Genomic DNA, 23,655 nt, shown 5'->3' on the forward strand with positions numbered 1-23,655 from the left:
CACGCGCGTGATGACACCCCTGGCGGTACTGCTGTCTGCGGCAATAGTGTCCAGCGCTGCACAGGCTGCCGATGCGCCGTTGCTGCACGCGCTCTTTCAAGACCATGTGGTGCTGCAGCGCGATGCACCGGTCAAGGTCTGGGGCGATGCGGCGCCGGGCATGCGCGTCACCGTGCAACTGGAGACGCAGCGGGTACAAGCACGCGCCGACCGTGACGGGCATTGGCAGGCGCGCCTGCCTGCACACGCGGCCGGTGGCCCGTACCGCTTGCAGGCCAGCACATCCGATGGCACCACCCAGCAAGTGAGCGATGTGCTGATCGGTGATGTGTGGCTGTGCTCGGGCCAATCCAACATGGAATTGCAGGTGCATCGCACGCTGGATGCACGCAGCGAAATTGCCGATGCCGATCACCCCACCATCCGCATGTTCAAGGTGCCTGCGCAATCCAGCCCCACCCCGCAGACGCGTTTCGGTGGCCAGTCGGAATGGCAGCTCACCACGCCGGAAACGGTGAAGGACTTTTCTGCGGCGTGTTACTACTTCGCACGCGAATTGCAGAAGACCGTCGATGTGCCGATGGGCCTGATCAACGCCTCGTGGGGCGGCTCGCAGCTGCAGGCCTGGATCGGCGACACGGCATTGCGTGCCGCAGGCGACGATGGCCCGGCGCTAGATGTGCTGGCGCGTTACGCACGCGATCCGGTGGAGGCCGCGCCGCGTTGGGGCGCACTGTGGGAGGGCTGGTGGCATGCGCACGGCGAAGGCGATCCCTGGCAACCGGATGCGCCCGGCGCCTGGCAAACCGCGCCGGCGGCATTGGGCGCGTGGGACGACTGGGGCGTACCGCAGCTGGTCGGTTTCAATGGCATGGTCTGGTACCGCACCACCATTGAGCTGAGCGCCGCGCAGGCCGCGCAGGACGCCAGCTTGTTGCTTGGGCCGGTGGACGAGCTGGATCAAACCTGGGTCAATGGGCGCGGCGTGGGCAGCAGCTACGGCGCCGACCAGCCGCGCCGCTACACGCTGCCGCGCGGCCACCTGCATGCCGGGCGCAACAGCATCGTGCTCAACGTGCTCAACACCTATCGCCGCGGTGGATTGCTGGGCGATGCATCGTCGCGTGCGCTGCAGTTTGCCGATGGCAGCACGCTGCCGCTGGATGCGCCGTGGCAGTACCAGATCGTGTCGCCGCAACTCGGCACACCGCCACGCGCGCCGTGGTCGTCGGCGGCCGGGCTGACCACCTTGTACAACGGCATGATCGCCCCGCTCGGCCAGCTGGGGCTGCGGGGCGTGCTGTGGTACCAGGGCGAATCCAATGCCGGCGATGCGGTGCATTATCCCGCGCTGCTGCAGGCCTGGCAGCGCGACTGGCGTGCACGCTTCGGTGCAACGCTGCCGCTGCTGGTGGTGCAGCTTGCCAACTACGGCGCGCCGCCCATGCACCCGGTGGAAAGCGGGTGGGCGCAGCTGCGCGAAGCGCAGCGCCGCTTCGTTGCCGACGATGCGCATGCGGGCCTGGCGGTGGCCATCGACATCGGCGACCGCTACGACATCCATCCTGCCAACAAGCAGGAGCTTGGGCGGCGCCTGGCGCGCGCGGCGCGGCATGTGGTGTATGGCGAGGCGATTGCGCCGTCCGGCCCGGTGCCGCGCAGCGCACGTCGCGATGGCGATGCCATCCGCATTGCCTTCGACGACGTGGATGCGGCGTTGCTGAGTTACGGCAACGACGCACCGATCGGCTTTGAAGTCTGCGCTGCGGCAGCCAACAATTGCCGCTACACCAGCGCCACGCTGCAGGGCCACGAGGCCAGCCTGCGTGTTCCTTCCGGCCTCGCCGCCACCCGCGTGCGCTACTGCTGGGCCGACAGCCCGGTCTGCACCTTGTACGACCGCAGCGGCCTGCCGGCCGGCCCGTTCGAACTTCCCATCACTTCCGCCTCTTCCCCATGAGCGAGACCCCGATGTCACAGACTTCCGACTCCCCTGCACCGCTGCAAGGTTCTGCCCGCGACCGCGAGATCGTCGAGGCGCGCGTCATCGTCACCTGCCCTGGGCGCAACTTCGTCACCTTGAAGATTCGCACCCGCGCAGGGATCACCGGGCTGGGCGATGCCACGCTCAATGGTCGCGAACTGGCGGTGGCGGCGTACCTGCAGGAACACCTGGTACCGAACCTGATCGGCCGCGATGCCGGGCGCATCGAGGACATCTGGCAGTTCTTCTACCGCGGTGCGTATTGGCGCCGTGGCCCGGTGACGATGAGCGCGATTGCCGCAGTGGACGTAGCGCTGTGGGACATCCTGGGCAAGATGGCCGGCCTGCCGTTGTACCAGCTGCTGGGCGGGCGCTCGCGCGAAGGTGCGCTGGTCTATGGTCACGCCAACGGCCGCGATATCGCCGAAACGAGCGACGAGGTGGGCCGCTTCCGCGAGATGGGCTTTATCGCCATTCGCGCGCAATGCGGCGTGCCCGGCATCAAGAAGACCTATGGCATTTCCAGCGGCGGCAAGCCGTACGAGCCCGCCGAAAGCGAACTGCCTACCGAAACGGTGTGGTCCACGCCGCGTTACCTGGGCGTTGTGCCGAAGTTGTTCGAGCAATTGCGCAGCGATCACGGCAATGAGATCGAGCTGCTGCACGATGCGCATCACCGGCTCACCCCGATCGAGGCCGCGCGCCTGGGCCGCGATCTGGAGCCGTACCGGCTATTCTGGCTGGAAGACGCCACGCCAGCGGAAAACCAGCGTGCGTTCGAGATCATTCGCCAACACACGGTGACGCCATTGGCAGTGGGCGAAGTGTTCAATTCGATCTGGGACTGCAAGCACCTGATCGAGCAGCAACTGATCGACTACATCCGCACCACGATCGTGCATGCCGGCGGCATCACCCACGTGCGACGGCTCGCGGATTTTGCCGCGTTGCATCAGGTGCGCACCGGCTTCCACGGCGCCACCGATCTGTCGCCGGTGTGCATGGGCGCGGCCCTGCACTTCGATACCTGGGTGCCCAACTTCGGCATCCAGGAATACATGTTCCATTCCGACGAGGCCAACGCGGTGTTTCCGCACGACTACGTGTTCCGCGACGGGCGCCTGCATTGCGGCGAAACCCCGGGGCATGGCGTGGACATCGACGAGGCGCTGGCCGCCAAGTATCCGTATGTGCCTAAACAGCTGCCGATTGCACGCCTGGAAGACGGCGCGATGTGGGATTGGTGATGCGGCTGTTGCCGGCCGCGCTGAGCGTGCTGATGGCCGCGCTTGTGCCTGTCGTGGCGCAGGCGCAGGCCAGCGCCGGAGCCAATGTCGCCTTCGATTGGTTCGACTATCGCGGCGACGATGCGGTGTTCGCCACGCCGTTGGCGGCCGGTCAATACCGCAACCCGATCCTGGCCGGTTTCTATCCGGACCCCAGCATCACACGCGTGGGCGAGCGCTACTACCTGGTCAATTCCACCTTTGCGTATTTCCCGGCGATTCCGGTATTCGAGAGCGGCGATCTGGTGCACTGGACGCAGGTTGGCAACGTGGTCGAGCGGCGCGAACAGCTCAACTACGACGGCCTGACCGTCTCGCGCGGTATGTTCGCCGCGAGTATTCGCCACCATGACGGGCGCTTTTATGTGGTGGGGACGGCGGTCGATAGCGGTGGCAACTTTATCGCCAGCGCCAGCAGCGCCGCCGGCCCCTGGTCGCAACTGACCTGGCTGCCAGGCATCGACGGCATCGACCCGTCGCTGTTCTTCGACACCGACGGCAGCGCGTATCTGCTCAACAACGGCCCACCGCAAGGCACGCCGTTATACGAAGGCCACCGCGCGATCTGGATGCAGCGCTTCGACATCGCCAGCAATCGGCCCATCGGCCCACGCAAGGTGTTGCTCAACGGCGGCGTGGACCTGGCCAGCAAGCCGATCTGGATCGAGGGCCCGCACCTGTATCAACGCGACGGCTGGTACTACCTGTCGTGCGCCGAGGGCGGCACCGGGCCGCAACATTCGCAGGTGGTGTTGCGCAGCCGCAACGTGTGGGGGCCGTACGCGCCCTCGCCGCACAACCCCATCCTGACCCAGCGCGATCTGCCTGCCGACCGTGCGCATCCGGTCAGCAATGCCGGCCATGCGGATTTTGTCGCAGCACCGGACGGGCAATGGTGGGCGGTGTTCCTGGCCAGCCGGCCGTATTCCGGCGATCGCTACAACACCGGGCGCGAGACGTTTTTGCTGCCGGTGCAATGGCGCGATGGCTGGCCGTCGATTCTGCCCGCCGGCGCACCGATTCCCTACATCGCCAATGCACCTGCGGGCGCAACCGCCACTGCCGATCAGGCGCCGCTGTCGGGCAACTTCACCTGGCACGACGACTTCACTGCCACTGCCTTGCAGCGCGAATGGCTTACCCTGCGCGTGCCTAAGCGCACGGTGGCCGATACGCAGGCACGCGCCGGTTGGCTGACTCTGCATGCAACCGAGCAAGGGCTGGAGGGCAGCGGCACGCCCGCGTTTGTTGCACGCCGCCAGCAACACACGCGTTTTTACGCCAGCACCGCGCTGGCGGTGCCCACCCAAGCAGGCGTGCAGGCCGGGCTGGCCGCCTTCCAGAACGCCAACGCGTGGTACACGCTGGGCGTGCGTCGCGAGGGCGCTGCATTAGAGGTCTTTGTCGACAAGCGCGACGGCACCACCACCACGACACTGGCGCACACCCGCATCCCGGCCACCACAACGCAGCTGCGCTTGCAGATCAGCGGCGATGGTGGCACCTACAGCTTCGACTACGACGCCAACGGTGCCGGTTGGCAGTCGCTACGCCGCAACGACGATGCCGGTTTTCTCAGCACCGCACAGGCCGGCGGCTTCGTCGGCAGCATGATCGGGCCCTTCGCCCGGTTGCAACCAGACCGCACCAAGGAGGACTGACCATGCATTCGCACCCTACCCGTCTCACCGCCACCCCACGCCGCGCCCTGGCCGCCGGCCTGCTGCTGGCGATTGCCCTGGCCGCCGGCAACACGCAGGCGGCCACACCCCCGCCGCCATATCTGGACACCCAACTGCCATTCGAGACACGCGCTGCCGATCTGGTGTCGCGCATGACGCTGGAGGAAAAAGCCGCGCAGATGCAGAACGCCGCACCGGCGATCCCGCGCTTGCGGGTGCCCGCCTACGACTGGTGGAACGAGGCACTGCATGGCGTGGCGCGCGCCGGTGGCGCCACGGTGTTTCCACAGGCGATCGGGCTGGCAGCCACCTTCGACACCCCGCTGATGGCCGAGGTGGCCACCGCCATCAGCGACGAGGCACGCGCCAAGCACCACGCCTTTCTGGCACGCGATGAGCACAAGCGTTATCAGGGGCTCACGTTCTGGTCGCCCAACATCAACATCTTCCGCGACCCGCGCTGGGGCCGTGGTCAGGAAACCTACGGCGAAGATCCGTTCCTGACCGCGCGCATGGGCGTGACTTTCGTGCAGGGCCTGCAGGCGCAGCAAGGCCCGTACCGAAAGCTCGATGCCACGGCCAAGCACTACGCGGTGCACAGCGGCCCGGAAGCGGACCGCCACCACTTCGACGTGCACCCCAGCGAACGCGATCTGCATGAGACCTATCTGCCGGCGTTCCAGGCCTTGGTGCAGGAAGGCCATGTGGCCGCGGTGATGGGTGCCTACAACCGCGTCAACGGCGAGTCCGCCTCGGCCAGCACGCGGCTGGAAGGCATCCTGCGCCGCGACTGGGGCTTTGATGGCTACATCGTCAGCGACTGCGCAGCGATCCGCGATATCTGGCAGAACCACAAGATCGTGCCCACGCCCGAGGCCGCCGCCGCACTGGGCGTCAAGCACGGCACCGACCTGGATTGCGGCGACACCTATGCGGCATTGCCCAAGGCGGTGCGCGCCGGGTTGATCGACGAAGCCACCATCGATACCTCGCTCAAGCGCCTGATGACCACGCGCATGCGTTTAGGCATGTTCGACCCGCCTGCAAAGGTGGCCTGGGCGCAGATTCCTGCCTCGGTGAATCAATCGCCGCAGCACGATGCGCTGGCACGCCGCACCGCTCGCGAATCGCTGGTGTTGCTGAAGAACGACGGCCTGCTGCCGCTCAAACCCACGCTCAAGCGCATCGCCGTGGTCGGCCCCACCGCCGATGACCCGATGTCGCTGCTGGGCAACTATTACGGCACACCCGCCGCGCCGGTGACCATCCTGCAAGGCATCCGCGATGCGGCGCCGCAGGCGGAGGTGGTGTACGCACGCGGCAGCGATCTGGTGGAAGGACGCGAAGACCCCAACGCCGCCGCACCGATCGATGCGCGCTATCTGCGCCCGGCCGCCGATGCCAAACAAAACGGACTGACCGGTGAGTACTTCAAGGGGCGCAGCCTGGCCGGGCAACCGGTGCTGACCCGCATCGACCCACGCATCGCCTTCCGCTGGGACCGTAATGCGCCCACCGACGATGCGCTGGGCCGTGGCGAGCTGCAGCCCGGGCAGGCCTTGGAGAAAGACGATTTCAGCGTGCGTTGGCACGGCCAGTTGTTGCCGCCGGTCAGCGGTGATTACGACCTGCAGATCGCCGCCGATGATGGCGTGCGTCTGTTTCTGGATGGCACGTTGCTGATCGACCAGTGGCGCGATGCACCGCGCATGCGCGGCGGCAATGCCAGCGTGCGCCTGGAAGCCGGCAAGGCTTACGACCTGCGCGTTGAGTATTACGAAGCCACCCGCGACGCCGGTGTACGTCTGGCCTGGCGCATGCCCGGCGCCAAACCCCCGCTGCAGGAAGCGGTGGACGCCGCACGCAACGCGGAGGTGGTGGTGTTCGTCGGCGGCCTCACCGGCGATGTCGAAGGCGAGGAGATGGACGTCAACTATCCCGGCTTTGCCGGTGGCGACCGCACCGATACGCGCCTGCCCAAACCGCAGCGCGAGCTGCTGCAGGCGCTGCAGGCCACCGGCACGCCGGTGGTGGCGGTGTTGACCACCGGCTCTGCACTGGCGGTGGATTGGGCGCAGCAGCATGTACCGGCGATCCTGCTGGCGTGGTATCCCGGCCAACGCGGCGGCAGTGCGGTGGGCGATGTGTTGTTCGGCCAGGCCAGCCCGGGTGGTCGCCTGCCGATCACCTTCTACAAGGAAGCCGAGCGCCTGCCCGCCTTCGATGACTACGCCATGCGCGGGCGCACCTATCGCTACTTCACCGGCACCGCGCTGTACCCGTTCGGCCATGGATTGTCATACACGCAATTTGCCTACTCGGACCTGCGCCTGGACCGCACCACCCTCGGCGCCGATGGCACGTTGCGCGCGACGCTGAAGGTGCGCAACACCGGCAAGCGCGCCGGCGACGAAGTGGTGCAGCTGTACCTGCATCCGCTCGATCCCAAGCGCGAACGGGCCGGCAAGGAGCTGCGTGGTTTTCAACGCATGACCCTGCAACCGGGCGAACAGCGCGAGGTCGCCTTCACGCTAAAGGCCGCCGATGCGCTGCGTATCTACGACGAGCAGCGCAAGACCTACGCTGTGGACCCGGGCGCCTATGAAGTGCAGATCGGCGCATCCAGCAGCGACATCCGCAGCAAGCAACGCTTTACCGTCACCAACGACTAGCGCCTTTCAGAACCCCCTCGCCCTGCGGACATGGCGAACAAATCCTCTGGCCGCGATCGCCCTAAGCCCCTCTCCCCTCGGGGCGATAAGGCACTGCTTGCGCACCACTGGCGCGCGTGCCGCGGCACGGAGCGGGGTTGGGGACGGCGCAGGCGACTCCACCAACTCCCTAGTGCGCGGACACCACGATGCAAGCCCCACGTCTTTCGCTCGATACCCTTGCCACCCTGACGCCAGCGGTTTCAACGCCCGCTTACGATCCAGCAACAACCACCATCGGCATCGTCCATCTGGGCGCAGGCGCCTTCCACCGCGCACACCAGGCCGTCTACATCGATGACCTGCTCGCAGACGATCCCAGCTGGGCCATCTGCGCCGTCTCGCTGCACAGCCCGCAGGTGCGCGACGCGTTGCGCCCGCAAGATGGCCTCTACACCCTCGCCCTGCTCGATGAGCACCCGCAACTGCGCATCATCGGCACCATCCGCCAGGTGCTGTGCGCCGCCGAAGAGCAAGCCGCCGTGCTCGCGCGCCTGGCCGATCCCGCCGTGCGGCTAGTCACCCTCACCATCACCGAAAAAGGCTATTGCCTGGTCGGCGACACGCTCGACCTGCATCACCCCGACATCGTGCACGACCTCGCCAACCCCGCCGCGCCGCGCAGTGCAGTCGGCTATCTGGTGGCCGGGCTGCACCGGCGCATGCAGGCCGGCCTTGCACCGTTCACCGTGCTCAGTTGCGACAATCTCACTGATAACGGCCACCTGCTGCGCCGTGCAGTACTGCTGCTGGCGCGCCAGCACGACGCAGCGCTTGCAGAATGGATCAAGCAGCACGTCAGTTTCCCGCGCTCGATGGTCGACAGCATCACCCCGGCCACCGACGAGGCACTACGCACCCAGGTACAGGCGCAGACCGGCCTGCACGATGCCTGGCCGATCCAGCGCGAGCGATACAGCCAGTGGGTGATCGAAGACGATTTCTGCAACGGCCGCCCCAACCTGGCGCGCGTTGGCGTGGTGCTCAGCGACGACATCGCCGGCCATGCGCGCGCCAAGCTGCGCCTGCTCAATGCCCCGCACTCCACGCTGGCGTATCTGGGCAGCTTGCTGCAGCTGGAAACCGTTGCCGATGCCATGGCGCATCGGCCGCTGGCGGCGTTCGCCGAAGCGCTGATGCGAGAAGACATCGCGCCCACACTGCAGCCGATGGACGGCTTCGATGCGCAGCGCTACAGCGACGCGATTCTTGCGCGCTTCCGCAATCCCGCCATCCGCCATCTGCTTGCGCAGATCGCCTGGGATGGCTCGCAGAAGATTCCGGTGCGCCTGCTCGCCACCATCGACGACGCACTTGCCGCGGGCCGGCCCATCGACCGCCTCTGTTTGCCGGTCGCCGCGTGGCTGCAGTTCGTGCGCCGGCAGGCGCGCAACGGCGTGGCCCTGGCCGACCCCTTGAACGATGCCCTGAGCGCGCTGGGACGTGCAGCTACCGGCGATGCAGCCGGCGATATCGCCCGCTTTGTCGCGGTGGATGCCGTGTTCGGTGCGCTGTCTACGGATCCGCGCTTTATCGATGCGCTGACCAGCGGCTATACCGCGCTGGGCGATGCCACGCCAGGCCGGGTGGACGCGGTCCTTGCTGCGTTGAGTGCCTGAGCCACGTGGTGGAGCCAGGATGGCCGCCGGCGTGTGGGCTGCTCGCTCGACCCAGGTTGCTGCATCGGGATCGGGCCGTCCGATCGGCAAGGGTGCCCGATGCAATCCTCGCTGTGCTGCTCCACGCATGACGTCAATGGCGGCGCCGACCTGCGATCGAACGCCGCGCGATTGCAGCATGGGTCAGCGGTCGCCGATGACCTGCCCGATCCGCAACAAATTGCCGCTCTCGTCCACGATCGCAAATTCGCGCATGCCCCAGGGCTTGTCGCCCACCGGGTCGACCCTTGGAATTCCCCGGGCCGGGAGCGCCGCTACCTGCATCGCTGCATGGATGGCATCGACATCGCTCACCCGCAGATAGCAGCCCGCATAGCAGCTCGCCGGATCCAGATCCGGGTGCGCGAAGAAGTGCAGCTCCACATCGCCGCGCCGCAGGATGGCGTACCCCGCGTCATGCGGATGCGCCTCGCCCTCGAAGCCAAGCCGACGATAGAACGCCAGCGTCTGCGCGATGGAGCGGCTGGGAAGGACTGGGATGGTCTGGTCGTGCTCTGAAAGCCGGATCATGGTTTGCTCTTTCATGATGCAGTTGGCCTTAATGGAGACTACACCACCCGCAGATGACAAAACTTCAGGACTGCTGGCAACGCCGAGCATCTCAGGAGCGCAGTTGCTCAATAGAGAAGGGGCGAACCATCATTTTTATGATTGAGGCAAAGAATTAAGCGAACTCATCTACTTAAAATTACAAACGGTAGCGGCTTCCCATATCAACACAGGCTGTGGTAGAAGACAAAAACAACGGGGAACGGAGCAAGCTACATGGATTTTGTTGATCAATTACGTGTTCTGGCAACGCGCATAAGCACAACGCGAGCATTGATTCAAACAGAGGAAGCCACCAAAAATGCTATGGTGATGCCTCTTATACAGATTTTGGGTTACAACGTTTTTGACCCTCTAGAAGTCACACCCGAGATCGTGGCCGATGTTGGAACGAAGAAGGGAGAGAAAGTAGATTACGCAATTCTTCGCGATGGCAAACCCATTATTTTATTTGAATGCAAGAAAGCTGGAGCAGAGCTCAGCATTAATCATGCCAGCCAACTTTTCCGTTATTTCCATGTTACAGCAGCACGCTTTGGAGTTCTCACAAACGGTCTGGTCTATCGGTTCTTTACAGATCTGGAGCAACCGAACAAGATGGACGAAAAGCCATTCTTCGAGTTCAACGTCCTGGACTTCAAGGATCGGGACGTTGAAGAACTGAAAAAATTTGCTAAGTCAGCTTTTGATCTTCAGACGATCCTGACGACTGCGAATGAATTAAAATACACTCGAGCTATTCAGACACGACTTACGGAATTGATGCATCAGCCAACCGAAGACTTCGTCAAACTGGTCTCGGCCGAACTTATTGGAAGTCGACGTTTCACACCCGCTATTCGAGAACAGTTCACCACCATTACACGCAGAGCCTTTGAGCAGCTAGTCAGCGAGAGGATAAATGAAAGACTGAAGGGTGCGATGGCGCCCGAAGCAATCTCTATCCATGAGTACACTCCAAGCATTGTTTCCGAGCAAGCTGCATCGGCAGCATCAAATCTCTCATCTGACAACACGGTTATTACCACCCCAGAGGAAATCGAGGGATTTCATGTTGTGCGCGCTATCGTTCGTGAACTCGTGCCTGGAAAGCGAGTGTTCATGAGAGATGCCCAAAGCTATTGCGCGGTTCTTCTTGATGACAACAACCGAAAACCGATTTGCAGAATCCGCTTCAATAATCTTCAAAAATTGCGGATTGGCGTATTCAATCAGAACAAGGAAGAGGAACAGATCGATATCAGCTCGATTGACGATATTTATGGTCTGGCCGACAAGATCAAGGAAGCGGTTGCCGCTTATCTACCGCAAGAGGCGTAGCTGCTTCTTAATTTAAGTCAATATCTCTCTTAATTGACCTACCTCCCTTAAGCTCAGCTAGCCATTTTTTGTAGGTCATACCTGTGACATGCTTGACCTCCGTGTGTACCACGATATGCGTTACCCACTTTCGAAATGGCAGCACGCAAAAAACAGGATCTACCGGAGAAGGCTTGCGTGCAATGCGGCAGGCCATTCCGTTGGCGTAAGAAGTGGGAGAAGGTGTGGCACGAAGTGAAGTACTGCTCGGACCGATGCCGCGGCGATAGCAAGCGGCACCGACCCGCGCCTTAACGCGCTGGATTATCGCGTGCGCCGCCGGCGAGCAGGCAGGGTCGGTGTCTGGATCGCTATGTCGCAAGCGTCCGCTTAAGTTGCGCCGCGCTGTACCCGCCGTAGACGCCTGGGTGCTGACTGCTGGCAATGTCTTCTGGGCCCCGGCCTGATAAGGCCGCTGCTCCATTGCGGCCACGCTTCTGACGCTGGCGTAGCGTGGCCCGATGAGGGAGTTCCGCCGGCCGTGGCTATTGCTTTGTGGCCGTTCGTTTCGTGGCACCCGGCTTGCTCGCAAGCGTGGTGCTTCTGCGTTTGCTGGCCACTGCCATGTTGTCGACCAGGTTCGGATAAGACCGGCCTGCGGCTTTGGCGCGCTTTTTGGCCTTGGCCTTTTGAGCAGGAGACAGCGATGTTGAGGCCGACTTTTTGACCGGATTGGGCTTGGCCCAAGGCACTGATTTTTTCGTGCCGCTCGGACTTGAGCCACGCGCGGTAACACGTTTCTTTGCAGTGCTATTGCGGACGCCAGCTTGCTTGGCAGGCACCTTCTTGGCTGCTGTCTTCTTACTGGCTGCTTTCTTTACAGCTTTCCTCGCTACGCCATTAGATCCGCCCTTTTTGCTAAGCGCTTTTTTGCTCACCGTTTTTTGAGTGGCGGTCCTCTTCGCAACGGCCTTCTTGACGGCCTTCTTAGGTGCGCCTGCCTTGGCTGCGCTAGCCGTTGTCGCTGCCTTCGTGCCTCCGGCAGCGGTACTACTGATGCCCCGCTTCGGTGAGGCGGCCGTCTTGGTGGCGGAGCGCTCGTCCAGCTGCCGCAGCACCTTCTCTGCCCAGCGTTGCCCGGCATCGCCGCCCCACAGCAGCCAGGCGATGTACCCAGCCGACGGTGCCTTGGCGTCCGCCCAGCCTTTGCCCTGCTTGTCCACGCTGTGACGCGCGAAATACGAATGCATGCGGCGGATCGTCTGTGCAGATAGCGACTTCCGCGCGGACAGATCGCGCGCCCGCGCCACACCAATTGCGGTGCCGCCGCGACCATGCTGCTCACGCAGCTTCGGGCCGCGCGCGGCCGCTTGCGCGACGTTCTTCGGGGGTGACAGATCGGCAGTGTGGCTTGTCGCAGTGCGCGCCATGCGAAGAGTCCTGATAGGAAGCGTGACAGGTAGTGTTCGCATCCGCGATGCAGTCAACGTGAAGGCCTGCCGCGGCCGGCCATCGTCCACCCGTGTCCGCTGTATTGACTGCCCGCGCAAAGCCAATCAGCTAATCGCAAAAAAGTGGTGCGTGCTCGCCAGTGGCATGCGTCGACGATGCATGATGGGTACCGACGACTACTGCACGCATGCGGTATATCGCGCACGTCCTCGATTGAATTGCAGCATCCTGAAATGATGACACCAATACAAGCGGCTGCATGTACGCGAAAGCTGACCAAATCAAAGAACGCATCGGTACGTGATCGGTGACCTGCGGATCAGTCTGCTCGCAACGAAGACGCGGCGGCGGCGCGCCGATACACTCTCTCCCACGTGGTCATCGGATGGAAGAGTCCTTGAAACTGTCAGCACTGGCCGTCATCACCGCGCTCGCATTAGCCGCGCCCCCGCTCGCACTGCCGATCGATGAAGCGCGTGCCGCAGAGCGGCCCTCACATGATCAAGCCGATGCGGACGGGATCTGGAAACAGATCCGCACCGATCGCAAACCGCACGCGCGTCACGAGAACAGTCTGGTGGCCATCGGCGAGCGCTTGTATCTGATCGGCGGGCGCGACCAGCGGCCATTGGAGATCTTCGACACCCGAACGCATCGCTGGTCGCAAGGCAGTGCACCACCGCTGATGGTGAGCCACGCGCAGGCAGTCGCGCTGTCGGGCAAGCTGTATTTTGTAGGCGGATTCACCGGCGATTATCCGGAGGAAGCCTCGCTGACCCACATGCTGATCTACGACCCGCAGACAGACAGCTGGCAGGTGGGGCCGGAGATTCCCGCACACCGTCGGCGTGGTGCGGCAGGCGCGGTTGCGCACGAGGGCAAGCTGTATCTTGTGGGCGGCAACACCCGCGGGCACATGAGCGGCTATGTGCCATGGCTGGATGCCTTCGATACCAGGACACAGCAATGGACGCAGCTGGCCGATGCCCCGCATGCGCGCGACCATTTTCATGCGGCAGTGATCGACGGCAAGCTATATGCCGCCGGTGGGCGCAGGTCCGCGCATGAAAGCGGCAATACGCTGGCGCAGACGATTCCGGAAGTGGACATCTACGACATTCAACACGGCACCTGGTCCGTGGCACCGGCGGCCTTGCCGACACAGCGTGCGGGCGCCACCGCAATTGCACGCAATGGCCAGCTGCTCATCATCGGCGGCGAGAGCATGCGCCAGGTCAAGGCGCACGACGAGGTGGAAGCCTATGACCCGCATACTGCGGTTTGGAACACGCTGGCGCCGCTGCCGCAGGGGCGACATGGCACGCAGGCGGCCAGCATCGATGGTCAGCTGTATCTGGCGGCAGGCAGCGCCAACCGCGGCGGCAGCCCGGAGCTGGATGACTTGCTGATGCTGGATGCGAGAACGCTGGCAGAGTAGAGCAGCTAACAAAAGGACGGTGCTCAGACGCGCGCGGCCGGTGCTCGATGCGGCATGTGCCACGTGTGCACTCCGGCCCGTCCGCACCCGCCACACTCGCTATGTTGTGCTGGCTGCTCTAACCCATGGCATCTGCGGCTCGGACAGTGCAGTTGCAGATGCCTGCGAACGCAACCAAGCCGCGCATGCATGCGTCGGACGCGTCAACGCACGAACTGCAACCCCAGCGACTTGACGCGCACGCGTGCCAGCATCGCGTGCGAGGTCATGTAGAGCGTATGACCGTCGTTGCCGAACGCGCAGTTGGAGACGGCTTCGCCAGTTTCGATACGGCCCAGGCGCTGGCCGGCTGGATCGAAGACGATGACGCCGCCGGGGCCGGTGGCGAACAGGTGGCCGTCGGCCGACACCGCCATGCCGTCCGGCAGGCCGGGAGCGTCCTTGGCGACCAGATCCGAGGCGTCGGCGAACACACGCTTGCCGGTCACCGCGCCACCGGCGTCGAGCGCGTACGCCATCCAGATCGGCCGTTTCGGGTCGGAATTGGACACATACAGGGTGCGCGCATCGGGCGAGAGTGCAATGCCGTTGGGAAAGCTCAGGCTGTCGGCGAGCAGATGCACGCTGCCATCGGTGTCCAAGCGATAGACGCCGTTGAAGCGCAGCTCCTTGACCGGCGAGTCGTTCAGATCCTTCAAGCCGTACGGCGGGTCGGTGAAGAACACCACGCCGTCATCGCGACGGACGACATCGTTGGGACTATTGAAGCGTTTGCCATCGAAGCTGGTTGCCAGCGGCGCTTTCGTGCGTGTGGCCGGGTCGAGCCTGGCGACGATGCGGGTGCCGGAGTCGGCCAGCAACACGGTGCCGCCGGGCTCGGCATACAGCCCGTTGGCACCGGCTTCGCGTAGCGTGGCCTGCTCCGGGCCGACATAGCCCGAGGGCGACAGCAACACCGACAGGCCGGCCTCTTCGGACCAGCGATACAGCTTGTTTTCCGGTACATCGGTAAAGAGCAGGTAGCCGCCGTTGCGCACCCATGCCGGGCCTTCGGACCAGGTGAAGCCTTCGGTGAGCTTTTCGATGCGCGCGTCGGCGGCAACCACATCGCCGAAGCGACGATCGAACGTTTCCACATGCCCGATGGCCGGAAAGCGCGGTGGTGGCGGATCCTTCTTGGTGCAGGCAGCGACAATCGCCAACAGTGGAACGGCCAACAACAGGTAGGGCGGCAAGCGCATCGCAACGTCCGAAAATCCAGGTGGGTGCATCATGCCATCTTGCGTGCAGGTTTCGCGCGCGTCCTGGCGAGCGCGACTATCGACCAGCCCTCGCAGGCACGACCAACACCGCGTCCAGTGTGGGTTTGGGCCGATGATTGCGGTCGAACAGCAGCGGGTAATTGGTGCGGCCGGGCACCGGATAATCGTTCTTCCACGACATGCCGTCGCTGACGCCCCACACACTCACGCGCGCAAGCTTGTCGCGCTTACGCCAGAACAGCGCGAACAACTCCGCATAGCGATCGCGCAGTTGCGCCTGCACAGCGGGCGGCAGCCCATCACGGTAGGGGTCGAGAAAGCGCTTGAATTCCGGCAATTGGAACTGCTTGTGCGCCAATCCGGTGCCGATGACCTGGCCCTCCTTGGTGAGCGGCAGCACATCCACGTCGAGCTCGGTGATCATGACCTTGATACCGAGTGCGGCGTAGGCGTCGATGGCGTCCTCGATGTCGCGCAAGCTGGGGTAGTCCAGCCCCCAGTGCCCTTGCATACCAACGCCGTCGATGCGGATACCGGCCTGTTGCAGCATCTTGACCATGCGCACGATGCCGTCGCGCTTGCTCGGCCGCCATGCGTTGAAGTCGTTGTAGTAAAGCTCCGCATCCGGCGCGTAGCGCTGCGCAAAGGTGAAGGCATGACGCACCACGACGTCGCCATCGCCCACGCGCTGCACCCAGTTGGTGGAGCGGTAGCCGCCGTCCTCGTCGATGATCTCGTTCACCACATCCCAGGCCTGCACCTTGCCGACATAGCGCCCCGCGACGCTTGCGATATGCGCGCGCATGCGCTCGATCTGCGCGGCCGAGGTGTTGGGCGCGCCCTGGGCATCCACGAAGAACCACTAACGACCTCGGCCTTCATCACGTTCTCCGGCGTGACCGCGTTGAAGTGGCAGGCCACCAGCGCTGCGGCCGCAGCGTCCTTGCCGGAGACGATCTCGGCATTGACCGCGGTACCGAGCAGGAATGCATCCGCATACGCATGCTTGAGCGATGTGCCGGCGGTGTCGCAACGCGCGAAAGCAGGCAGCGCGATGGCGCCAACGACCACGGTGGCACTGCGCAACAGGGTCGCAAGGGCGGGAACGTGTTTGTGCATGGCAGGTTCCAAGGTGAGGTGCCGCAGGCGACGGGGCGTGCGCACTGCCATCACTGCGCCACGATCTGCGCCTGCGCGGCATCCAGGCTATCCGATTCGACATGCAGCGTGATGGTGCCGCGTGCGCCCGCCTTGGCCCGCACGATCGCCAGGCACAGCCCATTGAAGGCGTTGCGTTGCGACGCGCCGAACGACTCCAGATTGGTGGGGTCGCCGTTGTCGGTGGCGACCAGCTCGCCAGGACCATCGATGCGAAACCGCAGGCGGTCGCCGGCAGTGGGCGCAGGACGTCCATCGCGATCCAGCAGCCGCACGGTGACAAAGCTCAGATCCCGGCCATCGCCGTCGATGCGGCTGCGGTCTGGCGTGAGCTGCATGCGCGCCGCGCGGCCGGCCGTCTGCACGCGATCGCTGGCCCACGGCCTGCCGTCCTTGTACGCCTGCACGCGCAGCTCGCCGGGCTGATAGCGCACATCGTCCCAGCGCAACCGGTACTGCAGCGCGCCCTTGCGCTTGCGCCCCTGCGAGATGCCGTTGACGAACAGCTCGGCCTCGTCGCCGGAGGTGAACACATGCACCGGCGACACCTGGCCCTCGCGGCCGGGCCAGCTCCAGTGCGGCAGCAGATGCGCCATGGGCAGTTCCGGGCGCCACCGCGCCTGATACAGCCAGTAGCGATCCTTGGGAAACCCCGCCAGATCCAGGATGCCCGAATAGGAGCTGCGCGAGCTGTAATACGGCGTGGGCTCGCCCAGGTAATCGAAGCCGGTCCAGACGAATTCGCCGGCCACGTACGGGTGCCGGTCCAACGCGGCGAACACCTTGTCCGCACTGGAACCGAAGTCCACTGCATGCAACTCATAGGCGCTGACCTGATGCGCCACCGCATCGCCGCCGCGCCCCTCGCGCACCGGTGCGCTGGTGTCCGGGCTCACCGGAAACAGATACACCCCGCGGCTGCTCAATGCCGAGGCGGTTTCGCTGCTGAGGATCGCCTTGTGCGGAAACTTCGCATGGAATGCCGGATATTGCGGTTGCTTGCGAATGCGCTCGGTGCCCTCGAACTCAGGCGTATCGCGAATGCCCTCGCCCTGGTAATTGAGACTGATGACATCCAGCGCAGCCGGTAACGGCATGTCGGGCGAGGCGTAGTTCATCGCCGCCGTGGCCGGGCGGCTGGGATCTTCGTCGTGCACGATGGCATGCAGCTTGCGCGCGATTGCCGCACCCTGCTCGCCGGTGTATTGCTCGCCGACTTCATTGCCCACGCTCCACACCACCACCGACGGATGGTTGCGGTCGCGCCGCAACATCGCGCGCAGATCCGGCTCGTGCCATTGCGCAAACACCAGATGGAAATCCAATGGCGTCTTCTTCATCTCCCAACTGTCGAACACCTCGTCCACCACCAGCAGGCCCATGCGGTCGGTGAGTTCCAGCAGCTCCGGCGCAGGCGGGTTGTGGCTCATGCGGATGGCATTGGCGCCCATCTGTTGCAGCAACTGCAGCTGGCGCTCGGCGGCACGCACATTGAACGCGGCACCGAGCGCGCCGAGGTCGTGATGGTTGTTGACCCCGCGAATCGGCACGTGCTCGCCGTTGACCAGCAGGCCCCTGTCGGCATCGAACACGATGCCGCGGATGCCGAACGGGGTGCTGTAGCGGTCCACCAGTTGGCCGTTCTGGCGCACCTCGGTCACCGCCACGTAGCGATGCGGCTGCTGGGTGGGCGGTGGTCCCCATAGTTGCGGGCTCTCGATTTGCACGGTGCCCTGCACGCGGGCACTGCCGCCGGCGGGCACCGCAATCTGCGTTGCGGGGATCTGCGCGACCGCTTCGCCGCCAGGCGTATCCCTTGCTGGGTCGAGCACATAGATGGCCGTGCTGACCTGCGCTTGCGCTGGGGTATGCGCAGCGTTGTCCAGCGTCACAGCCAACTGCACCTGTGCGGATGCCTTCGACACCTGGGGCGTGGTCAATTGCGTGCCCCACTGGGCGATATGCAGCGGCGCGGTCTTGGTCAGCCACACATGGCGATACAGCCCGCCACCGGGGTACCAGCGCGCCGAGTCGGGTGGATTGTCCAGACGGATCGCCAGCTGGTTGCGCGCACCGGCAATCGCATACGGCGTCAGATCCACGCGCCAGGAGCTGTAGCCGTATGGCCAGCCGCCGACCAGCGTGCCGTTGAGCCAGACCGTGGCATAGGACATCGCGCCATCGAGATCGAGAAACAGCGAGCGGCCGCGGTCGCTGGCAGGGATATCCAGCGTCTTGCGATACCAGCCCACACCCCAGCTCGCCAGCCGGCCCATGCCGCCGTACGGACCATCGGCAAGGAACGGCCCGGCGATGGCCCAGTCGTGCGGCAGGTCCACCGGTTGCCAGCGGCTGTCGTCGAAGCCTGTCTGTACATACGCGACGTTGCTGCCGGGATTGCCGGGTGGGCGTCGATGCCGTTGCGCCGGGTCGGCAATGAGTGCGTTGGCGGTTGGCAGGATCCACGGCTTGAGCACCGCGGTCGACGATACCTGCGGTTGCTGCGCCTGATCCGGGCGCGCGTCGGCCACCTTGCCATCCTCGCTGCGAACGACCTCCGGGCGCACGTCGTAATCGAGCTCCGCGGTGTTACCCGGCGGATCACCGCGCTGGAAACGCCAGCCCGCGTCCAGCGACACCCGCTCGCGCGGCGCGCTGCCTGGCGTTGCTGCCGCTGCATCTGCTACCGCTGCTGCACTGACGATGCAGACAAGCGCGACCAGGCCCGCACTCAGAGCGCGCCGGACGTGCTGCTGCCGCATGTCCGGGCCCGGGTCACGGGCGCGCCTGCCAAGGCGAGACAGCAAAGCCCGCCTAGCCAAGGCCCGCGGTAGCGACATAGGCGCATCGCACGTCTTCGCACCCGTCTTGGCTGCGTGCGCGTGACGCTGTGCAGCTGCAGGTGTCATCCGCTCACTCCCACGACGCATGCCGCCTGCAATGCGCCCGTCGCCGCCTGCGCGCACGTGATGCGCTTGCCCGCTCTCACAGCTTGTAGGCCTGCTTGGGCAGGCGGTAGGCCAGATCCACCGCGATCTCCGCAGCCTCGTCCTCCTCCAGCCGATGCTCGGCCACCAGCTTGGCGAGGAACGCGCTATCCACGCGCCGCGCTACATCGTGGCGGGCCGGGATCGACAGGAACGCACGCGTGTCGTCGTTGAAACCCACCGTGTTGTAGAAGCCGGCGCTGGCCAGGGTCTGCTCGCGGAACCGCCACATGCCCTCCGGCGCGTCATGGAACCACCACGCCGGACCCAGCAGCAGCGACGGGTAATGCCCCGCGAGCGGCGCCAGCTCGCGGCTGTAGCTGGTTTCGTCCAGGGTGAACACGATCAGGCGCAGGCGCGGGTCGTTGCCGTGGCGATCCAGCAGGGGCTTGAGCGCATGCACATAGTCAGTGCGCATCGGAATATCGGCGCCCTTGTCGCGCCCGTAGCGCTGGAACAGCGGCTGGTTGTGATTGCGAAAGCAGCCCGGATGCAGCTGCATCACCAGCCCGTCGTCCAGACTCATCGCGGCCATTTCGGTCAGCACCTGCGCGCGGAACAGCTCGGCCTGTTGCGGCGTTGCAGCGCCGCGCACCACGGTCTCGAACAGGCGCTGCGCCTCGCCCGGCGACAGGTCGGCGGTGGCGGCGCTGGGGTGGCCGTGATCGGTGGAGGTGGCGCCGTGTGCGGCAAAAAATGCGCGGCGTTGCCGATGCGCGCGCAAATAGCCGGGCCAGGTCAGCACGTCCTCGCCGGTGAGCGCGCCAAACTGCTGCAGCGCACCGGCGAACTGCTCATGCTCCGGGTCCACCACCGGGTCCGGGCGGTACGCGGTGAGCACGCGTCCGGTCCATCCGCTACCGGCGATGGCGGCGTGATGCTGCAAGTTGTCGAGCGGCGACTCGGTGGTGGCGATCACCTCGATGTTGAAGCGCTCAAACAACGCACGCGGTGCGAATGCCGGGGTCTGCAGTGCGGCAGTGATGTGGTCGTAATAATGGTCGGCAGTGGCCGCATCCAGCCGGATGCGCAGGTCGAACACGGCATGGAAGACATGGTTGAGCCACAACGCCGACGGCGTGCCGCGCAATAGCGCGAAGTGTTCGGCAAACACGCGCCAGGCCGCACGCGGGTCCACCGGCGCGCGCGTGCCGTCGGCGCGCGGAATACCCAGCGCATCCAGCGCGATGCCCTGGCTGTACAACATGCGGAACACGTAGTGATCGGGCACCAGCAACAGCTCGGTGGCATTGGCGAACGCCGCGTTGGTCGCAAACCAGGCCGGGTCGGTGTGGCCATGCGGGCTGATGATGGGGAGCGTGGCGATCTGCGCATACAAGCGGCGCGCGATCGCGCGCGTGCCGGGGTCGGCCGGTAACAGGCGGTCGTCGTGCAGGGTCAGTGGCAAGGGTGTGGGCATGGGGTCGGGGCACCGATCAAGACGGGATGGGTCAGGCAGCGCACGCGTCAGGGCGCAGGCGTGCCGGGGTGGGCGGCCACGTAATCGCGCAACCAGCGCATCGCCGGTCGCTCGCTGCCGTCGCCACGCACCAGATAGGCGGCTTCCTTATCGCGCCACAAGCCGGGGCGGAATCCCCACAGCGTGATGCCGCGCACCGCCGGGTGCTCCCAGAAAATTGGAAACACGCGCTGGTAATCGGCCAGCTGCTGCGCATCGCTTGGCCCATCCAGGTCGAACTCAGTGATGTAGATCGGCAAGCCGGTGGCGGCCAATGCATCCAGATTGGTGCGATGCACGGACATTGCCACGTTCGGTGTGGTCTCGAACGCATGCTCCTGGATACCGATGGCATCCACCAACTGCTCACGCTGCAGCAACCGCACGATCTGCAGATATTTATGCGTGCTTTGTGCGCTGTTGGTGATGCTGTAGTCGTTGATCATCAGCTTGGCATTGGGAAAATGCTGCCGCGCGAGTCGAAACGACTGCAGTACCCATTCCCAGCCGCTGTCGCCGTTTCCGCCGAGCGCCTGCAGATAATTGCCGCCGCCGGTATCGTCCTTGCTCGGCGGGTCGTTGAGCGGTTCGTTGACCACTTCCAAAAGGTCGATGTCCGGGTAGCGCTGGGCCACGGCGGCAAACCACTGCTCGATCTCGCGGCGCTGCTCGGCCGGGCGCAAGGTCTTGATCCACTCCGGCTGCTGATTGCCCCACACCATCACATGCATCTGGAACGGCATGCCGTTGGCTTTGGCGAACCGGTAAGCGGTATCCAACGCACCCCAGTCCATCTGGTCGCGTACCGCTTCCACCGTGCCCCACTTGCCGCCGTTTTCCGGGGTGAGCTTGTTCCAGTATTGCGCAAAGCCCGACGCCTGCTGCGGGCTGTAAGCGCTACCCAGAAACTTGGCTGTGCCCGCTGCCAGCGGCGCGGCCTGCGCCACCGATGCGATGCTTGCCGCCAGCAACAGCCCGATTCTCGCGGTGTGCGGGTACATGGTGACTCCTCAAGATGTTGAAGGCGTTGGGTTGGCTGCAGGCAGCTGCGCCGGCAGCAGCTGCGGCACCAGAGCATGCACGACGGCCAACGCCAGCAGATAGGCCGAGCCGGCCATCAGAAACACCGGAACGTAGCTGCCGGTGGCCTGCAATAAGAACCCGATGAAGGTGGCGATCAACATGCCGCCCACCGCGCCGGCAAAACCGCCGATGCCCACCACGGTGGCCACCGCGTGCCGCGGGAACATGTCCGAGGGCAGCGTGAACAGATTGGCCGACCACCCCTGATGCGCGGCGGTGGCCAGCCCGATCAGCCCCACCGCAACCCACAGGTTGTCTGCGCGCGCGGCAAACACGATCGGCACCACGCAGATCGCGCAGATCAACATGGCCGTCTTGCGCGCGCGGTTGACGCTCCAGCCGCGCGCGATGAACCGCCCTGCCATCCAGCCACCGGCGATGCTGCCGATGTCGGCCAGCACAAAGATCACGATCAACGGCGCTCCCAGCTGCAGCAAACTCAAGCCATATTCGGCGTGCAGGAATTTGGGTAGCCAGAACAGGAAGAACCACCAGATCGGGTCGGTGATGAACTTGCCCAGCACGAATGCCCAAGCCTGGCGATGCCGCAACACTTGCAGCCACGACAGACGCGTTTGCACCGGCTCATGCGCATCGCTGCGGATATGCGCAAGTTCTGCGGTCGACAGGCCGGGTTGCTGTTCGGGAGGGTGATAGCTGCACCACCACACCACCAGCCAGGTGGCGCTCACTACGCCGGTGAACAGAAAGGCCGCCTGCCAGCCCCACGCGGTGGCGATCACCGGCACCAGCAACGGCGCGACGATGGCGCCGATGTTGGAGCCGGAATTGAAGATGCCGGTCGCCAGCGCGCGCTCGCGGCGCGGGAACCATTCGGCCACGGTCTTGAGCGCGGCGGGAAAATTGCCGGATTCGCCAAGGCCCAGAAAAAAACGCGCAATCGCAAACCCCACCACGCTGGTGGCCAATGCATGCCCCATCGCCGCCAGGCTCCACACGCCGATCGCCAACGCATAGCCCAGCCGCGTCCCGAAGCGGTCGATCACCGCGCCGCTGCACAGCAGTCCCAGCGCATACGCGGCCTGAAACGCGGTGACGATGTAACCGTACTGGATCTCGTTCCAGCCGATCTGGGCCTGCAGGAACGGCGCCAGCACGCCCAGCACCTGGCGGTCCACATAGTTGATGGTGGTTGCGGCCAGCAGCAGCGCACACACACGCCAGCGCACCCGTCCCAGGCGCGCCCCGGGCCCGGCAGCGTCGACCGCAGGCACATCGCTCATGCGCGCGCGTCCTTCAAGCGCACAACCGCCGCGCATGTGCGCTGGCAATTGCTGCGGTACCTCGCAGCATCGACGGGCGCATGCAGCTCGCCTGCGCGTTGTCCGGTTCGAATCATCGACCACTGCACCTGCACGAAGGTGGCCTTGCGCCACGGGTGATAGCGCTACCATTACCACGGCAATGCGATAAATCCATCGCGCAGTGCAGCACGCCGCAGCCGCTCGTCCAAATGCTGGGGAAGCGCGACAACGCCGGCGCGCTATGCCCCGGCAACTATGCTGCCATGCAGCGTGATGTTCTGAATTTGGTAGCGCTAACATCCAATGCCACTGATCGCCCGTTCCCCCATCGCATCATCGCCGCGCCGCTCCCCGGCAGCGG

Annotated in this window: 15 protein-coding genes and 1 pseudogene; 8 read left to right on the forward strand and 8 right to left on the reverse strand. The window is 64.8% G+C overall.

The window, feature by feature from the left end; all coding sequences use genetic code 11:
* Positions 1-10 precede the first annotated feature (10 nt).
* The 5 genes from BJD12_RS11845 to BJD12_RS11865 all read left to right on the forward strand — a co-directional run bounded on the left by BJD12_RS11845 (position 11) and on the right by BJD12_RS11865 (position 9,282).
* Positions 11-1,960, forward strand: a complete 1,950-nt coding sequence (locus BJD12_RS11845) for a sialate O-acetylesterase (RefSeq protein WP_425480575.1) — start codon at positions 11-13, stop codon at positions 1,958-1,960.
* A gap of 11 nt (positions 1,961-1,971) precedes the next feature.
* Positions 1,972-3,231 carry a D-mannonate dehydratase ManD gene (gene manD, locus BJD12_RS11850; RefSeq protein WP_058564154.1) on the forward strand — a complete coding sequence of 420 codons (1,260 nt, stop codon included), beginning with the start codon at positions 1,972-1,974 and terminating at the stop codon, positions 3,229-3,231.
* A gap of 32 nt (positions 3,232-3,263) precedes the next feature.
* Positions 3,264-4,931: a glycoside hydrolase family 43 protein gene (locus BJD12_RS11855; RefSeq protein WP_425480576.1), complete on the forward strand. Its 1,668-nt coding sequence runs from the start codon at positions 3,264-3,266 to the stop codon at positions 4,929-4,931.
* A 71-nt stretch (positions 4,932-5,002) separates the two neighbouring features.
* Complete coding sequence (locus tag BJD12_RS11860) at positions 5,003-7,624, forward strand: glycoside hydrolase family 3 protein (protein WP_172797289.1); 2,622 nt, start codon at positions 5,003-5,005, stop codon at positions 7,622-7,624.
* A 188-nt stretch (positions 7,625-7,812) separates the two neighbouring features.
* A complete protein-coding gene (locus BJD12_RS11865) occupies positions 7,813-9,282 on the forward strand; it encodes a mannitol dehydrogenase family protein (protein ID WP_005992544.1) in 1,470 nt (489 codons plus the stop codon).
* Positions 9,283-9,465: 183 nt separating this feature from the next.
* Here the strand turns inward: BJD12_RS11865 and BJD12_RS11870 are convergent, their stop codons facing one another.
* Complete coding sequence (locus BJD12_RS11870) at positions 9,466-9,852, reverse strand: bleomycin resistance protein (protein ID WP_042828004.1); 387 nt, start codon at positions 9,850-9,852, stop codon at positions 9,466-9,468.
* Positions 9,853-10,107: 255 nt separating this feature from the next.
* On the opposite strand from BJD12_RS11870, the gene BJD12_RS11875 reads away from it, so the two are divergent.
* Positions 10,108-11,211 carry a type I restriction endonuclease gene (locus BJD12_RS11875; protein ID WP_042828005.1) on the forward strand — a complete coding sequence of 368 codons (1,104 nt, stop codon included), beginning with the start codon at positions 10,108-10,110 and terminating at the stop codon, positions 11,209-11,211.
* A 135-nt stretch (positions 11,212-11,346) separates the two neighbouring features.
* Positions 11,347-11,505, forward strand: coding sequence for a DUF2256 domain-containing protein (locus BJD12_RS11880; protein ID WP_074052584.1), 159 nt, complete (start codon positions 11,347-11,349; stop codon positions 11,503-11,505).
* 230 nt (positions 11,506-11,735) lie between these two features.
* Here BJD12_RS11880 and BJD12_RS24775 read toward each other — a convergent pair whose 3' ends face one another.
* Positions 11,736-12,620, reverse strand: a complete 885-nt coding sequence (locus BJD12_RS24775) for a hypothetical protein (protein WP_050812872.1) — start codon at positions 12,618-12,620, stop codon at positions 11,736-11,738.
* 407 nt (positions 12,621-13,027) lie between these two features.
* Between BJD12_RS24775 and BJD12_RS11890 the strand changes: the two genes are divergently transcribed.
* A complete protein-coding gene (locus BJD12_RS11890; RefSeq protein WP_005992552.1) occupies positions 13,028-14,080 on the forward strand; it encodes a Kelch repeat-containing protein in 1,053 nt (350 codons plus the stop codon).
* Between the two features lie 203 nt (positions 14,081-14,283).
* Here BJD12_RS11890 and BJD12_RS11895 read toward each other — a convergent pair whose 3' ends face one another.
* From BJD12_RS11895 to BJD12_RS11920, 6 genes and pseudogenes are all read right to left on the reverse strand, one after another.
* On the reverse strand, positions 14,284-15,321 hold the full coding sequence (locus BJD12_RS11895) for an SMP-30/gluconolactonase/LRE family protein (RefSeq protein ID WP_005992553.1): 1,038 nt from the start codon (positions 15,319-15,321) through the stop codon (positions 14,284-14,286).
* Positions 15,322-15,397: 76 nt separating this feature from the next.
* Positions 15,398-16,461 (reverse strand): annotated as a pseudogene (locus tag BJD12_RS11900) (endo-1,4-beta-xylanase).
* A 50-nt stretch (positions 16,462-16,511) separates the two neighbouring features.
* Positions 16,512-19,262 carry a beta-galactosidase GalB gene (gene galB / locus BJD12_RS11905; protein ID WP_042828007.1) on the reverse strand — a complete coding sequence of 917 codons (2,751 nt, stop codon included), beginning with the start codon at positions 19,260-19,262 and terminating at the stop codon, positions 16,512-16,514.
* A 223-nt stretch (positions 19,263-19,485) separates the two neighbouring features.
* Entirely contained in the window at positions 19,486-20,907 is a 1,422-nt protein-coding gene (uxaC, locus tag BJD12_RS11910; protein ID WP_042828008.1) for a glucuronate isomerase, read from the reverse strand.
* A 47-nt stretch (positions 20,908-20,954) separates the two neighbouring features.
* Complete coding sequence (locus BJD12_RS11915) at positions 20,955-21,947, reverse strand: endo-1,4-beta-xylanase (protein WP_005992557.1); 993 nt, start codon at positions 21,945-21,947, stop codon at positions 20,955-20,957.
* Between the two features lie 9 nt (positions 21,948-21,956).
* On the reverse strand, positions 21,957-23,444 hold the full coding sequence (locus BJD12_RS11920) for an MFS transporter (RefSeq protein WP_074059381.1): 1,488 nt from the start codon (positions 23,442-23,444) through the stop codon (positions 21,957-21,959).
* Between the last annotated feature and the right edge of the window lie 211 nt (positions 23,445-23,655).

Origin of the sequence: Xanthomonas vesicatoria ATCC 35937, from assembly GCF_001908725.1 — a bacterium.
In the GTDB taxonomy this organism is placed as follows: domain Bacteria; phylum Pseudomonadota; class Gammaproteobacteria; order Xanthomonadales; family Xanthomonadaceae; genus Xanthomonas; species Xanthomonas vesicatoria.

Bases quoted from the DNA above. Each gene is read 5' to 3' on its own strand.
- BJD12_RS11845 (WP_425480575.1), top strand. From the start codon at position 11: ATGACACCCCTGGCGGTACTGCTGTCTGCGGCAATAGTGTCCAGCGCT.
- manD (WP_058564154.1), top strand. From the start codon at position 1,972: ATGTCACAGACTTCCGACTCCCCTGCACCGCTGCAAGGTTCTGCCCGC.
- BJD12_RS11855 (WP_425480576.1), top strand. From the start codon at position 3,264: ATGGCCGCGCTTGTGCCTGTCGTGGCGCAGGCGCAGGCCAGCGCCGGA.
- BJD12_RS11865 (WP_005992544.1), top strand. From the start codon at position 7,813: ATGCAAGCCCCACGTCTTTCGCTCGATACCCTTGCCACCCTGACGCCA.
- BJD12_RS11870 (WP_042828004.1), bottom strand. From the start codon at position 9,852: ATGATCCGGCTTTCAGAGCACGACCAGACCATCCCAGTCCTTCCCAGC.
- BJD12_RS11875 (WP_042828005.1), top strand. From the start codon at position 10,108: ATGGATTTTGTTGATCAATTACGTGTTCTGGCAACGCGCATAAGCACA.
- BJD12_RS11880 (WP_074052584.1), top strand. From the start codon at position 11,347: ATGGCAGCACGCAAAAAACAGGATCTACCGGAGAAGGCTTGCGTGCAA.
- BJD12_RS24775 (WP_050812872.1), bottom strand. From the start codon at position 12,620: ATGGCGCGCACTGCGACAAGCCACACTGCCGATCTGTCACCCCCGAAG.
- BJD12_RS11890 (WP_005992552.1), top strand. From the start codon at position 13,028: ATGGAAGAGTCCTTGAAACTGTCAGCACTGGCCGTCATCACCGCGCTC.
- BJD12_RS11895 (WP_005992553.1), bottom strand. From the start codon at position 15,321: ATGCGCTTGCCGCCCTACCTGTTGTTGGCCGTTCCACTGTTGGCGATT.
- galB (WP_042828007.1), bottom strand. From the start codon at position 19,262: ATGCGGCAGCAGCACGTCCGGCGCGCTCTGAGTGCGGGCCTGGTCGCG.
- uxaC (WP_042828008.1), bottom strand. From the start codon at position 20,907: ATGCCCACACCCTTGCCACTGACCCTGCACGACGACCGCCTGTTACCG.
- BJD12_RS11915 (WP_005992557.1), bottom strand. From the start codon at position 21,947: ATGTACCCGCACACCGCGAGAATCGGGCTGTTGCTGGCGGCAAGCATC.
- BJD12_RS11920 (WP_074059381.1), bottom strand. From the start codon at position 23,444: ATGGTAGCGCTATCACCCGTGGCGCAAGGCCACCTTCGTGCAGGTGCA.